The sequence below is a fragment of the Amycolatopsis sp. CA-128772 genome (assembly GCF_002904295.1).
Classification (GTDB): Bacteria; Actinomycetota; Actinomycetes; order Mycobacteriales; family Pseudonocardiaceae; genus Amycolatopsis.
In genome coordinates this window covers 325780-338830 of record NZ_PPHG01000025.1, presented here as the reverse complement: position 1 = coordinate 338830, position 13051 = coordinate 325780, and the positions used below count along the sequence as shown (strand labels likewise).

Genomic DNA, 13051 nt, shown 5'->3' with positions numbered 1-13051 from the left:
CAGGTCCCCCTCAGCAGGCGAGCGGCCCGGTGCCGGCGGCCACGGCCAGCGCCCGGTGGTCGAGCAGGCCGTGGGTGGTCCGCGGCAGCGTGGCGAGCGGGACGACCGCGTCGGGCACCATGAACGCGGGCAGGACGCCGACGAGGTCGCGGCGCAGCTGCTCGGGGTCGGCGTCGGAGGGCGTGACGTAGGCGACGAGCCGGTCGCCGCGGGCCACCACCGCCGCGTCGCCGACCACGCCGTTGCGGCGCAGCGCCGCCTCGACCTCGCCCGGCACGATCCGGAAGCCGCGCAACGTGATCTCCTCGTCGACGTGACCGAGCAGCTCCAGCGTGCCGTCGCCGAGGCGGCGCACGAGGTCGCCGGTGGCGTACCGGCGCCCGCCCGCGACGAGGTCGTCGCTGAACGGCGACCGCCGCCGTCCCGGCCGCCCGAGGTGTCCGCGGGCCACGCCGGCGCCGCCCACGTGGAGCTCGCCGACCGCGCCCGGCGGGACCGGCTCCCCGCCTTCGTCGAGCACGTAGGCGCGGACGTCCGGCAGCGGCGCGCCGATCGGTACGCCGGCCGCACCCGGCGGCAGCTCGCCGCAGGTGGCCAGCAGCCCGGTCTCGGGTGAGCCGTACCCTTGCCACACGCGGAACGGAAGCCCCTGCGGGACGGCGGAATCCGCCCGTCCGTGAACGACGGCGAGGCGCATCGCGGCCGCCGCGGGCCACGCGGTGTGCAACACCCGGTGCGGGGTGAAGGCGACGGTGGTGCCACTGCGCGCCAGCCAGGCCGAACCGGCTCCTTCGGGGGCGATCGCGAGGGTGGCGCCGGCGGCGAGGGCGGACCACGTCTCCAGCTCCCACGCGCCGCTGCCGGTCCGCGCCAGCTGCGCGACCCGGTCGCCGGGACCGAAGCCGAGCGCCGTTTCGCACCACCCGGCCACGTTGGCCACGGCCTCGTGCGAGACGGGCACCCCGTCGGCCGACGCGGTGAACGCGACGCAGCACAGGCCCGGTGCGCCGCGGAGGATCCGCCGGGGGACCGCGTCGGGGTCCACCACGGCGACCCGCAGCTCCGGGGTGATCACCACGCCGGCACCGGCGCGCGCGAGCAACGCCCGGACCCGGCCGGCCGGCTCGGCGGCGTCCAGGGCCACGTGCGCGCCGCCGGCGAGCAGGACTCCCACGGCGGCGGTGACGAGGTCGGCCGAGCGCGGCAGCCACAGTCCGACCGGCACGTCGGGGCCGACACCGGCGGCGTGCAACCGGGCGGCCAGCGCGGTGGCCCGGCGGGCCAGCTCCCGGTAGGACACGGTTTCCCGGGGCGACACCACGGCCGCCGCGTCCGGCCGGGTGCGCGCCCAGTGCCGGATCCGCCCGGCCACCGGCGCGGCCGGTGTGGCCGGGACGGCGCCCGGAAGCAGCCGGACGCGTTCGTCGCGGCCGAGCACCCGCAGGCGGGCCAGGGGCAGGTGCCGCCGTTCTTCGGCGGCCCGCAGCAGAGCGGCGAGGTGCCGGCCGAACACCGCGACCCGCTCGGGATCGGCCGGCCCGGCGTCGAACCAGCAGGTGACGCCGTCGGTGACGGTCAGCCAGAGACCGCAGCCGCCGTCGAGCCGCGGCACCGGCCGCGGGGTGAACGGCCCGGACGCACGCGGCCGCGGTTCCGGCACGGCCACGGTGAGCGCGGGCACGCCGGCGTCGGGCCGCGCGCGGGTGAACCGGGAGAGCAGCTCCGTCACCGGCTGGTCGGCCGCCACGGTGAGCCGGACCGCCGCCGGCACCGGCCGGGCCGCGGCGCCGCCGAAGCCGGCGCCGCGGGCGACGCCCACGACGACGTCGCGGCACCGCCCGTACCGCGCGACCAGCGCCGCTGCCAAAGCCGCCACCACCTCCGCGCGGCTGCCCGGGAATCGGTCGAGCAGCCCGGGGTCGACCGGGACGGCGAGCGCGACCGGGCCCGAGGGCGGCAGCGGGTGATCGCGCTGCCACGCCGGCCGCGGTGCGGGCGCGCCGGAGGAGGTCACGGCCGGGGGCCGGGGCAGGCCGAGCAGCCGCTCGGCCCAGCCGCTCGCCGCCACGTCCGGGCGGTCGGCGGCGAGCAGCGTCCACCGGCCGTCGCCGTGCCCGGCCAGCACGATCCGGACCGGCGCGTCCCCCGGCGAACGGACGAGCCGCCACGCCAGCCGGGTCAGCCGGGCCTCGCGCTCGGCCGGGGTGCCGCGCAGGAGCGTCCGCCGCCACGGAACCGGCTCGTGCCGCACCGCCGGGTGGGCACGGGCCAGCGCGCGCACGACGGCTTCCACCGCGGCTTCGGGGTCACCGGCCAGGTCCCAGCAGAGGGGCACGGGCCGGATCGGCGAGGTCACCCGTGCCGCGCCGATTCGTCGATCGCCGCGGCGACGCTGCCCAGCCGCGGGTCGTCGTAGAGCGTGTCCGGGGACAACGCGTCGGGGCCGAACCGCTTCTCCACGCGCTGCAGCAGCTTGATCGCCGTCAACGAGGTGCCGCCCGCCTCGAAGAAGTCGTCGCCCGGGCCGACGGCGGGCACGCCGAGCAGGTCCCGCCACATCGCCGCGAGTTCGGCTTCGGTGCCGGTTTTGGCTTCCGTCATGAGAACACTCCTGAAGTCGCCGACGGCGCGTACGCGGCCAGGAGGGCCCGGCCGTCGATCTTGCCGTTCGGGGTGAGGGGGAACGTGTCGCACAGGTGGATCTGCGCCGGGACCATGTAGTGCGGCAGCTTCGCGGCCAGGTGCTCCCGCAGCCGCCCGGACCCGGCGCCGGGCACCGCGGGCACGACGAACGCCACCAGGGCCTTGTCGCCGCGGTTGTCCCGCACGGTCACGTAGCTGCGCTTGACCTGCGGGTGGGTGTCGAGGTGGTGGGTGATCTCGCCGAGCTCGATCCGGAAGCCGTTCACCTTGACCTGGTCGTCCCACCGGCCCTCGAACACGAGGTCACCGCCGGGCAGGAGCCGGCCGCGGTCACCGGACCGGTAGAGCCGTTCGGGCACGCCGTCGATGTCGCGGTGCACGAACGTCTTCGCGGTCAGTTCCGGCATCCCGAGGTAGCCGGCCGCGAGGCCGTCGCCCGCCAGGCAGAGCTCCCCGGTCTCGCCGGGCGCGCAGAGCCGGTCCGCGTCGCCGTCCAGCACGTAGACGCGGGTGTTCTGGATGGGCCTGCCGATCGGCAGCGGCACGCCGGCCGCCGGCGGTTCGTCCACCGGATAGGACGTGGCGATGCAGGTGCATTCGGTCGGTCCGTACAGGTTGACCACCCGGCCGGGGCCGTAGGTGCGGACGGCCTTGGCCATGTGCCGCGGGGAGTGCGCCTCGCCGCCGGTGGTGATCGTGGCGACGGTCTCCAGCGCCTCCGGTGCCTCGTCGACGATCGAATTGAACAGCGCGGTGGTCAGCAGCAGGATGTTCACCCCGCCGCGCTTGATCACCTCGCCGACCTTCGACAGCCGCACGAATCCGGCCGGGTACAGCACCGACGTCCCGCCGTTGAGCAGCGCGCCCCAGATCTCCCAGGTGGCGATGTCGAACGTCACCGGCGTCACCTGCAGCACCTTGCTGTGCTCGTCCAGCGTGCCGTAACTGGCGGCGTGCACCAGCCGGACGATGCCCCGGTGGCGGATCGGCACACCCTTGGGACGGCCGGTGGACCCGGACGTGAAGTTGACGCAGGCGATGTCGCCCGCTTCCACCGCGTACCCGGGGCCGGTGTCCCGCGCCTCCGTGCCCGGTCCGACGGCCAGCACCCGGGTGCCCGGGAACCGGGCCGGCAGGTCCGCGTCGCCGGCTCCGAGCACCAGCAGGCAGCCGCCGTCGGCGACGACCGTGCGCAGCCGCTCGTCCGGCCACCCGGGGTCCAGCGGGACGTAGGTTCCCCCGGCCTTGAGGATCCCGAGCAGCGCGATCAGCAGCTCGGGCGAGCGCGGGAGGCAGACCGCGACCGTGACGCCGGCCCCGACCCCGGCGTCCCGCAGGCGGTGTGCGAGGCCGTTGGCCCGGCGGTCCAGTTCGCGGTAGCTGGTTTCCCGGCCGCCCTGGACGATCGCGGGCGCGTCCGGCCGGCGGGCCGCCCAGAACTCGAACCGCTCGGGCACGCTGGCGTCGCGCGGATACGGGCGTGCGGTGTCGTTGATCAGCCGGTGCGCGGCCAGCGCCGCGGCCGAGCAGGTCACCGCCCGCACGGCGGCATCCGGCGGGCTCATCGGACCGGCGCGAACGGCATGCCGTTGACCGTGCGGTCGACGAACCGGTTGTGCCCGAACTCGTCCTTCCCCGACACCAGGACGCAGCCGAACTTCTCCAGGCTGACCTCGACGCCGTACTCGGCGAGAGTGTTCTGGTAGGGGTACACCCGCACCGACGTGGGCACGTAGCGCGCGGTGAAGCCGAGCCGCATCTTGTCGGTCTTGCCCTCGTGCGGGTGCGAGGCGTGCATCAGGGTGGACCAGAACATCACGGCCTGCCCTTGCCGCATGACCAGCGACTTCGCCTTCGACTCGTCCGGCGTCCAGTTCGGGTCCTTCTGCAGCTGGCTGTAGTCGTAGCCGTAGAACCCGCGCCGGACGCCGTTCTTGTCCTGCCGGTTGATGATCTCCGAGTCGTATTCGATGATTTTGTTCTCGTCGTAGTTCATCGTCTTGTGCGAACCCGGGATGATCTGCAGGCAGCCGTTCTCGACGGTCGCTTCGGTGAACGCCGTCCACACCGTCAGCGCCCCACCGAAACCGGCGTCCTCCGGCCAGACGATCTGCGGGTGCTTGCCGACGTTCGCGAAGTTGTCGGCCTGGTGCCAGTCGGTGCCTTCGTCCCCGGGGTACTTCGGGAAGAACTCGCTGCGCCAGCACAGGACGTCCGCGCCGAGCACGCTCGTGACCCGGTCGACCAGCTGGGGGCGGACGATGTGCCGGGCGAGGAAGTCCACGTCGAGGTGCCGGTCGTAGCTGGCCAGGTTGGTGGTGCCGGACAACGCTTCGCCCTGGTGGTAGACCCCCTGCCGGGCATCGACGAGCTTCGGCCGGATCGCCTGCAGCGACGATTCCATTTCATCGGGCGCGTATACGTCGAACGGGCCGAAGTAGCCATCCCGGTTGAATTGCGTGAGTTCGGCGTCGGTCAGGGCGTAACTGGCCACGGTGCTTTCCGTCATGTGCCCGGAACCCTTCCTGCGAATGAATCGGCGACCTGGTGGCGGAGCGATTCCGCGGTGCTCCGGGGCCACCCTAGGAGCGCCCGGCGAGACCCGGGAAGACCCGCCGGAACGCCGGAAGGACCGCGCGCCGGAGGTAGCCGATCGGCTACCTCCGGGCGGGCGCCGGCCGGCGCGCGGCGCGCACCGGATCACTGACGGCTGGACGCTCCGCTGGACAGGTGCATGTCCTCGAACCGGCCGGTCGTGCGGTCGTAGATGACCGACACCTCGATCTCCACCGGCGGGGCGCCGGCTTTGCGTCCGGTGACGAGGAGCTTGTGCTTGGTCTGACCCGCCACGTCCGACGTCATGTTTTCGGCGAGCCGGGCCGACCAGCGGCGGCCCGGGTCGGCTTCGGTGATCTGCGTCCACAGCCTCCGCTGCTGCAATGCCTCGAACGCGCCCGCGTCGGTGAGCGGCTGCGAGGCGAGGTGCTCCCCGGGCTCCGGAGCCGGGGGCAGGTCCTGCTCGATCGGGTGCAGGTCGTTGTCGAGCTGGTCGGCCCAGGCGCCGAGGTCGGCCACGTCGGGATCCGGCCCGTTGGATTCTTTCTGCAACTGGTCGGTCGCCTTCTCGAGCTGCCGCAGCCGGTTGAGCCGGTCGGTGCGGCCCGGGGTGTCCGCGGGCTGGGCTTCGGCCGCTTTCCGCGCCTGGCGGACCCGGCTGACCAGCGACTCGACCTGGGTGCGCAGGTCCGCGACCGGGTCGAACGCCGCACCTTTGTTGTGCACCAGCACTTGGGCGTCGGAGACCAGGTAGGTGTGCGCGCCCGCGACGGTCAGGTTCACGACTTCGTGGGCGTCGCCGGGACGTTGCCGGACTTCCCCGACCACCACTTCGCCGGTCAGACCGACCAGCCGGGTGCCGGGTTCCAGGTCGCCGGCGCGCCGCCAGCTGCCGTCCGCGACGCGGAACGGGTGCTCCGGGCTGACCGACACCGACGCCGTTCCCAGCGATACCTCCAGCACCGCCGGGACGGTCCGGCGCAGCGTCGCGGCCACCGGATGGGCCCCGGGCCGTCCGGTGGCGGGGTCGAGCGTCAGCACGAGGTCGTCCACCGCGAGCCGTTCGATCGTCACCGGGCCGGACGGCGTCGCGACCGGCGTGCCCGGTACGAAGCAGTCGCGGGGCCGGGCCGGTCCGGCGTTCGGGTCGGGCGTGGGTCCGTGCGGGTCGGGCGCGGGGCCGTGCGGGTCGACGACCGGGTGGGCACCGCCACCACCCGTCGCGGGCGGGTGCGGATCGGCCGGTACCGAGATCCGCTCACCCGCCCCGAACACCTTCTTGCCGCCGCCGACCACCACCAGCGCAAGGTTGACCACGCCCTGGGTACCGCGCTCCCAGCGCTCGAACTCCGTCATCGGGCGGGGTGCGAACGCCCGCCGTCCGACACCCGCCTCCACCAGGTAGGGGATACCGGTGATGTCGGCGACGCCGAGAAGGACCAGCAGCGTGCCCTCACCCCAGCCCGGCCCCTGCCCGCCGTGGTCGGCGGCGTATTCGGAGAACCGCGAGTAGATGCCCAGCCCGGCACCGACCACGATCAGCGCCGCCAGTACGCCCCAGCCGACCGGGCCCGCCAGCAGGAGCGCGCCCGCGACGAGCAACGTCGGGAGGGACAGGACCAGGCCCGAGGCGATGCCGCCCGCGATGTCGCCGAGCTTGTCGCGCAGCCACGACCGCATGGAGGCGATGGCCTCGTCGAAGATTCGCTGGGCCGGTGCGGTCGTGGCCAGGTTCCGCGCTTCCGAGGCGATCCGGTCGGCGCCGTCCTCGCCGCGGCCGCGCGCGTCCGAAGCCCACGACCGCTGCTCCGTCCCGGCTTCGTCGACCGCGCCCGACAGGTCGGCGAGGCCCTTCTGCCGGTGGGGGGAGAGGGCGGCGGCGGTGCGGTCCGGGGCGGCGGTGAGATCCGCGGCGGCTTCCGCGCCGATCTGCCCGGCGTGCCGGTCGAACGCCTGCTCCGCGCGGCCCGCGGCCGTCGTGGCGGCGGTCGCGGCGGCGGTGAAGCCCTGACGGACCCGGTCGCCGACGTCGGCGCCGGCCGCACCGTGCGAGTCCGCGAGCTGCTCCAGCCCGTCCCGCAAGGTCCGTCCGGTCTCCCCGATCGCGTCGGCGACCTGGCCGCCGGCCGTGCGGAGGGCGTCGAGGGTCGCCGGGTGGGGGCGGCGCCGGGTCGCGGCCAGGGCTCGTCCCTGGTTTTCGACGGAGGTGCGCAACCGGCCCGCGATGGTCGTGACGCGGTCTTTCGCTCGCGTCGCCCACGTGGTCAGGTCGCCGCGTGCGGTCTCCCGTCCGGCGGTGAGCGCGGCGGTGGCTCTCCGGTAGGCGTCGGCCGCGGCACGCGTCGCCTGGGCGCCGAGACCGGCGATCTCCCCGGATGCCACCGACGCGCCGTCGCCCACCGCCCGGTCCGACTCGCGGGCCAGCTCTCCGATCTGCTGCCGGGCCTGGTCCGCGGTCGGGCCGAACACCTCGGTGCGCATCCGCGCGCCGTGTTCGCGGACCTTCGCCGCCGTACGGTCGGCGGCCGCGGCGACCTCCGTCCGAGCTTTGCCGGAAACAGCGTCGGCCACTTTCCGTTGCTGACCCGCGACTTCCGGGTCGGAGGTGGCGATCGCCGGTCGAGCCGCCGCGGCGTGGCCCGGGGCGTCGGCCACGGTCCGGGCCGCCTGCCCGGCCGCGTGGTGATCGACCTCGGCCGCCATCTCCGACACCCGGCCGCCGGCTTCCGCCGACGCTTGGGCAGCCACCGCGCCGATCCGCTGCCGCCCGGCCATCGAGGTGCCGGCCACCCGCGCGCGGTGCTCGGCGGTTGCGGCGGCGACCTGGACGGCGTGGGTGGTCCGGCCGGCGTCGAGCTGTGCCTGCTGGACCGCGAAGTGGCGGGACACGGCGTCCAGGCGCTCGCCGGCGGTGGCTTCGAGCCCGGCGATCGCGTCGGCGGACGCCTGGTCGACCGCCTGGACCTGGCGACCGGTTCGGCGAGCAGGATTGGCTCCGGTTCGCCCTCCACGACGGGCACCTCGGGGAGCTCCGGCTCGGCAGTCGCCGCGGCCGCGAGCGGGGCGGCCCGCTCGGGTGCGGCGGGAACGTCCGCCTGCTCCGAGCCGAGCTGGGAAACGACGTTCGCCACCGCTGCGTTGCCGGCCGTCTGCTGAAGCCCGAGGAGGCCCTCCGGCGAACGAACCGGCTGCCGGATCGCCGGTCGCGGGCGGGGCGGCTCCTGCCCTTCGCGTATGCGTTCCACGACCGCGCCACCTCCACCCGCTCGAGGTGCATCATCGGCAACCGGCCACATCCGCGGAAGGGCCGTACGGACAGCGTCGAGGGCAGACTTCCGTACCTGCGCAGGTCAGCAGCCGAGCACCCCTCGCAGGCCCGGCTGCAGCCGATCGCCGTGGGCCTGGACCAGGTCGTCGCACAGCTCGAAGATCTGCTCCACCGGCAACGTTGCCGCCGTCGCGGGGTCGGTCATGGCCGCGTGGCGGATGTGGTGGGGGTTGTTCTCGGTGGCTGCGCGCACGACCAGGTCGTTCACGCTCAGGTACGTCCGGTTCAGGGCCGCCAGCTGGGGTGGTAGTGCGCCGATGCGGGTGGGGCGGATGCCCGTGGCGTCCGCGAGGCAGGGGACCTCCACCACGCCGCCGGACGGGAGGTTTTCGATCAGGCCGCGGTTGACCACGTTGCCGTACACCGTGCGGGGGGCGCCCGTGACCAGGCTGTGGACTATCTGCGGGGCGTACTCGCCCGTGCCTTCGACCGGCAGGGGCTCGCCGGCCGCGATGGCCCGGCGGGTCTGCTCGTACTCGGCTTCGTTCTCCGCGACTATGCCGAGGTACGCGCCGATCGGGAGGCGCAGGCGGTCGATTTCCGTGTCGTGCTTCAGGTACCACGGCACGTACTCGGCCGAGTGCTCGCTCGTCTCCGTCGGGTAGTAGCCGAGCCTGCGCAGCATGTCGAACCGGACGCGGCGCCGAAGCTCGGGGTCGGCCCCGGCCAGCTCGTGCAGGCGGGGGTACAGGTCCGTGCCCGCGTGCTCGAACCGCAGGATCCACGCCTGGTGGTTGACGCCGGCCGCGAGGTAGGTGACCTCCTCGAACGGAACGCCCACCAGCGCCGCCAGCCCGTGCACCGTCCAGTACACCGAGTGGCACAGCCCGACCACCCTGGTCAGGCCGGTGGCCTCGGTCAGGTACTGGACGTTCATCGCCATCGGGTTCGTGTAGTTGAGCAGCCACGCCTCCGGGCACACGTCGGCGATGTCGTGGCCGAGTTCCTTCAGGAAGGGGAAGGTGCGCAGGGCGCGGAAGATGCCGCCGATGCCGAGGGTGTCGCCGATGGTCTGGTGCAGGCCGTGGCGTTCCGGGACCTCGAAGTCGGTGCGGGTCGCCGTCCCCATGCCGATCTGGACCATGTTCACGACGAAGTCCGCGCCCGACAACGCCTCCCGGCGGTCCGCGTGGGCGGTGAGCACCGGTTTGACGCCCCGGACGTCCGCGATGCGGTGGGCCGCGGCCAGTGCGGTCACGAGCCGGTCCGGGTCGATGTCGTGCAGCGCGACGTGGACGCCGTCCAGCTCCGGGTAGGCGAACAGGTCCGCCAGGAGGCCCTGGGTGAACACGACGCTGCCCGCGCCGACGAAGGTGATCTTGACAGTCATGGAAATCCGATCCGGGGTAAGCGGGTCAGCCCTTGAGCCCGCTGGAGGTGACCGACTGGATGAACGTCTTCTGCGCGCCGAGGAAGGCCAGCAGCACCGGCAGCACGGTGATGACGTTGCCCGCCATCACCGCGGCCCAGTTCGTGTGGTGCTGGCCCTGGAACGTCGTGAGCCCCAGCGGCAACGTGTAGGTCGTGTCGTGGTTGACCGCGATCAGCGGCCAGGTGAGGTCGTTCCACGTGCTGAGGAACGTCAGCACGGCCACCGTGCTCAGCGCGGGCCGCGACAGCGGGAGCACGATGGTGAACAGCACGCGCAACCGCGAGCAGCCGTCGATCCACGCCGCCTCCTCGAGTTCCCGGGGCAGGGACAGGAAGAACTGGCGCAGCAGGAACACCGCGAACGGCGTCACCAGCGACGGCACGATCAGCGCGCCGAGGGTGTCGATCAGGCCGAGCCGCTTCATCACCAGGAACGTCGGGATCATGGTGAGCTGGAACGGGATCGCCATCGTCGCGACCATCAGCGCGAGCAGCGCCCGCGAGCCGGTGAACCGCATCCGCGCGAACGCGTACCCGGCGAGCGTGCCGAACAGCAGGTTCGACACGACGGTCACCGCCGAGACGATCAGCGAATTGGTGAACCAGCGCAGGAAAAGCGCGTTGTCGAGGACATAGCGGTACCCCGAAAAGTCCACATGGGACGGCCACAGGGCGGGCGGGAACCGGTTGATCTCGGCGTTGCTCATCACCGAGCTGAGCAGCAGCCACACCAGCGGCGCCGCGAACACCAGGGCGAGCGGCACGAGCAGCAGGTGCCAGGGATTGAACGGCAACCGCGGGCGGCGCAGCACGGGCAGCGCGGCGCGGGTCGCGGGCGCCTCCAGCCGGGCCGTCATCGCAGCGCCTTCCCGGGCCGCCGCAGCAGGCGGACGGCGATCACGACGACCAGCAGGGCCAGCGCGAGCACGTAGGCTGAAGCCGCGCCGTAGCCGGCGGTGAAGTTCTTGAACGCCTGCTCCCACACGAAGTAGACGATGACCGTGGTCGAGCCGAGCGGGCCGCCCTTGGTCGTCACGTACACCAGGTCGAACACCTGCAGCGACGTGATCAGCTGCCACACCACGAGAAACGCCGTCACGGGGGTGACCGCGGGCAGCGTCACGTGCCGGAGCACGCGCCACGTCCCGGCGCCGTCCAGCCGCGCGGCCTCGACCAGCGACGGCGGGACGTCCTGCAGCGCGGCCAGGTACACCACCACGCAGAACCCGGTGCCGCTCCACAACGTGATGCCGACCAGCACCAGCAGCGCCTGCGCCGGGTCGGTCAGGAAACCCTGCGGCGACACGCCGAGGTGGTGCAGCAGCGAGTTGGCCGCGCCGAACTGCGGGTCGAGGATGAACGAGAACAGCACGCCCTGGGCCGTCGCCGACAGCACGAACGGGACGAACACGAGCGTCCGGTAGACGCCGGCCAGCCGGATGCGCCGGTTCAGCGCCTGCGCCACCAGGAACCCGAACAGAATGCTGAGCGGAACGTATAACGCCGTGTACAGCACGGTGTTGCCGACCGCCTGGGCGAAGTGCGGGTCCTGGGCGAGGGCGGCGTAGTTGTCCGGGCCCACCCAGCGGCTCGGGGTCACCAGGTCGTCGGCCTGGAAGGACAGCACGAGCGACCAGGCCACGGGCACCACGCCGAGGCCGAGGATGATGAGCACGGCGGGGGAGACGTAGGCCCACGCGGCCGTGGTTTCGCTGCGTCGCCTGCGGTGGGCGGGGGTGACTGAGCTTTTCGGGGGTTCCGGGTGGCGGAGCCCCCGGCCCGAGGTGGAACCTCGGCTTGGCACGGTGATGGGCCGGGGCAGTCCGGGCATGGCGGCTCCCTATCGCGGAATGATCAGGGCGGCGTTCGCGGCCGCGGCGCAGTCGCGCATGGCGTCGGCCGGCGTTGCCCGGCCGAGCAGCACGGAGACGATCGCGGTGCCGAGCGCCGCCGACACCTGGGGGTAGGCCGGGTGCACCGGGCGGACGCGGGCGTTCTCCAGCGCGTCGACGAAGACCGGCAGGCCCGGGGTCGCGGCGGTTTTCTCCTGCCACGCGGGCAGTTGCTGCGTCCGGTGGCTCAGCGGGAGGCTGCCCGCGCCGTCGTCCCAGCGGACGTCCTGGGCCGGATCCGCCAGCCAGGACAGGAAAGTACGGGCCGCCGCCACGCGGTCTTCGCCGTTGTCGAACAGGGTCCAGGTGTCCGGGCCGGAGATGGTGACCGGGCGGCCGCTGAAGCTCGGCAGTGGCACGACCGCGTAGTCGATCCCGGCGTCGGCGATGTCGGGCAGCTGCCACGGCCCGGTCGGGACCATGCCGATGTGCCCGGCCTCGAACGCCTGGTACATCTGCTCGCTGCCGGTCTTCGGGTCGAGGTAGACCGCGTGCGCCGCGGCGAGGTCGCGAACCGCCTCCAGGGCGCGGACACCCTGGCCGGCGAACCCGATGCCGCGCCCGCCCGCGCCGATGACGTCGCCGCCGAGATCCCACACCATCGGCCACAGCCGCCACACCGTGTCCTCGTCGCCGGTGGCGGGCCAGGCGGTGCCGAAGGTGCCGTTGCCCGCGTCGGTGAGCTTCTTCGCGGTGCCGACGAAGTCGGCCCACGTCCAGCCCGCCGCGGGCAGCGGGAGCCCGGCGCCGGCGAACAGTTCCTTGTTGCACACCACGGCCAGGGAGTCGAGCAGCGCCGGGACCGCGCGGACGCGGCCGTTGACGGTGACCGCTTCCCGGGCCGGCGCCCGGAATCCGGGGCCGGCGTCGACGAGGCCGGTGACGTCGACGACGCTGGGGCTGCGGGCCACGCTGGCGAGGTCCGAACCGAAGACGTAGGCGATGTCCGGGAACGACCCCGACGCCAGCGCCGCGGTGATCTTCTGGAGCATCGCGTCGGCGAGGACGCCGCCGCCGAGGTCGATCCGGATCCCGGGGTGCGTGCGGTGGAAGTCCGCGACGAGTTCGTCCAGGACCTTCTTGCCGGTGTCGGTCTGGCCGTGCCAGACCTCGACCGTGACCGGGCCCCCGGTGGCCCGCGCCGGGCCGCAGCCGGCGAGGGCGGCGCCGAGGGCCAGACCGCCGGCGCCGCGCAGGAATCCGCGGCGGTCCATCAGCTTGTCTTGCCGGGTAACGGAAAAGTCATCATCACGACTCCGGA

Annotated in this window: 10 protein-coding genes; 1 reads left to right on the top strand and 9 read right to left on the bottom strand. The window is 73.6% G+C overall.

Features of this window, described 5'->3' with window-relative positions; all coding sequences use genetic code 11:
• Positions 1–10: 10 nt before the first annotated feature.
• The 5 genes from C2L59_RS11565 to C2L59_RS11550 all read right to left on the bottom strand — a co-directional run bounded on the left by C2L59_RS11565 (position 11) and on the right by C2L59_RS11550 (position 8088).
• On the bottom strand, positions 11–2335 hold the full coding sequence (locus C2L59_RS11565) for an AMP-binding protein (RefSeq protein ID WP_158263041.1): 2325 nt from the start codon (positions 2333–2335) through the stop codon (positions 11–13).
• Between the two features lie 17 nt (positions 2336–2352).
• Positions 2353–2601, bottom strand: coding sequence for a phosphopantetheine-binding protein (locus tag C2L59_RS47400; RefSeq protein ID WP_158263040.1), 249 nt, complete (start codon positions 2599–2601; stop codon positions 2353–2355).
• A complete protein-coding gene (locus tag C2L59_RS11560) occupies positions 2598–4208 on the bottom strand; it encodes an amino acid adenylation domain-containing protein (RefSeq protein WP_103349523.1) in 1611 nt (536 codons plus the stop codon). Before C2L59_RS11560 ends, C2L59_RS47400 begins: the two co-directional genes overlap by 4 nt.
• A complete protein-coding gene (locus C2L59_RS11555) occupies positions 4205–5152 on the bottom strand; it encodes a chlorinating enzyme (protein WP_199199017.1) in 948 nt (315 codons plus the stop codon). The genes C2L59_RS11560 and C2L59_RS11555 overlap by 4 nt, the downstream gene beginning before the upstream one ends.
• A gap of 191 nt (positions 5153–5343) precedes the next feature.
• Positions 5344–8088, bottom strand: coding sequence for a Hint domain-containing protein (locus C2L59_RS11550; RefSeq protein ID WP_146060317.1), 2745 nt, complete (start codon positions 8086–8088; stop codon positions 5344–5346).
• Here C2L59_RS11550 and C2L59_RS11545 point away from each other — a divergent pair.
• Entirely contained in the window at positions 8077–8355 is a 279-nt protein-coding gene (locus C2L59_RS11545) for a hypothetical protein (protein ID WP_146060316.1), read from the top strand. The two genes, C2L59_RS11550 and C2L59_RS11545, sit on opposite strands and share 12 nt — an antisense overlap.
• Before the next feature lie 194 nt (positions 8356–8549).
• Here C2L59_RS11545 and C2L59_RS11540 read toward each other — a convergent pair whose 3' ends face one another.
• From C2L59_RS11540 to C2L59_RS11525, 4 genes are all read right to left on the bottom strand, one after another.
• Complete coding sequence (locus C2L59_RS11540; RefSeq protein ID WP_103349520.1) at positions 8550–9857, bottom strand: alpha-glucosidase/alpha-galactosidase; 1308 nt, start codon at positions 9855–9857, stop codon at positions 8550–8552.
• A gap of 25 nt (positions 9858–9882) precedes the next feature.
• A complete protein-coding gene (locus C2L59_RS11535) occupies positions 9883–10755 on the bottom strand; it encodes a carbohydrate ABC transporter permease (RefSeq protein ID WP_103349519.1) in 873 nt (290 codons plus the stop codon).
• Entirely contained in the window at positions 10752–11573 is an 822-nt protein-coding gene (locus tag C2L59_RS11530) for a carbohydrate ABC transporter permease (RefSeq protein WP_103349518.1), read from the bottom strand. The genes C2L59_RS11535 and C2L59_RS11530 overlap by 4 nt, the downstream gene beginning before the upstream one ends.
• 165 nt (positions 11574–11738) lie before the next feature.
• On the bottom strand, positions 11739–13004 hold the full coding sequence (locus tag C2L59_RS11525; protein WP_199199016.1) for an ABC transporter substrate-binding protein: 1266 nt from the start codon (positions 13002–13004) through the stop codon (positions 11739–11741).
• Between the last annotated feature and the right edge of the window lie 47 nt (positions 13005–13051).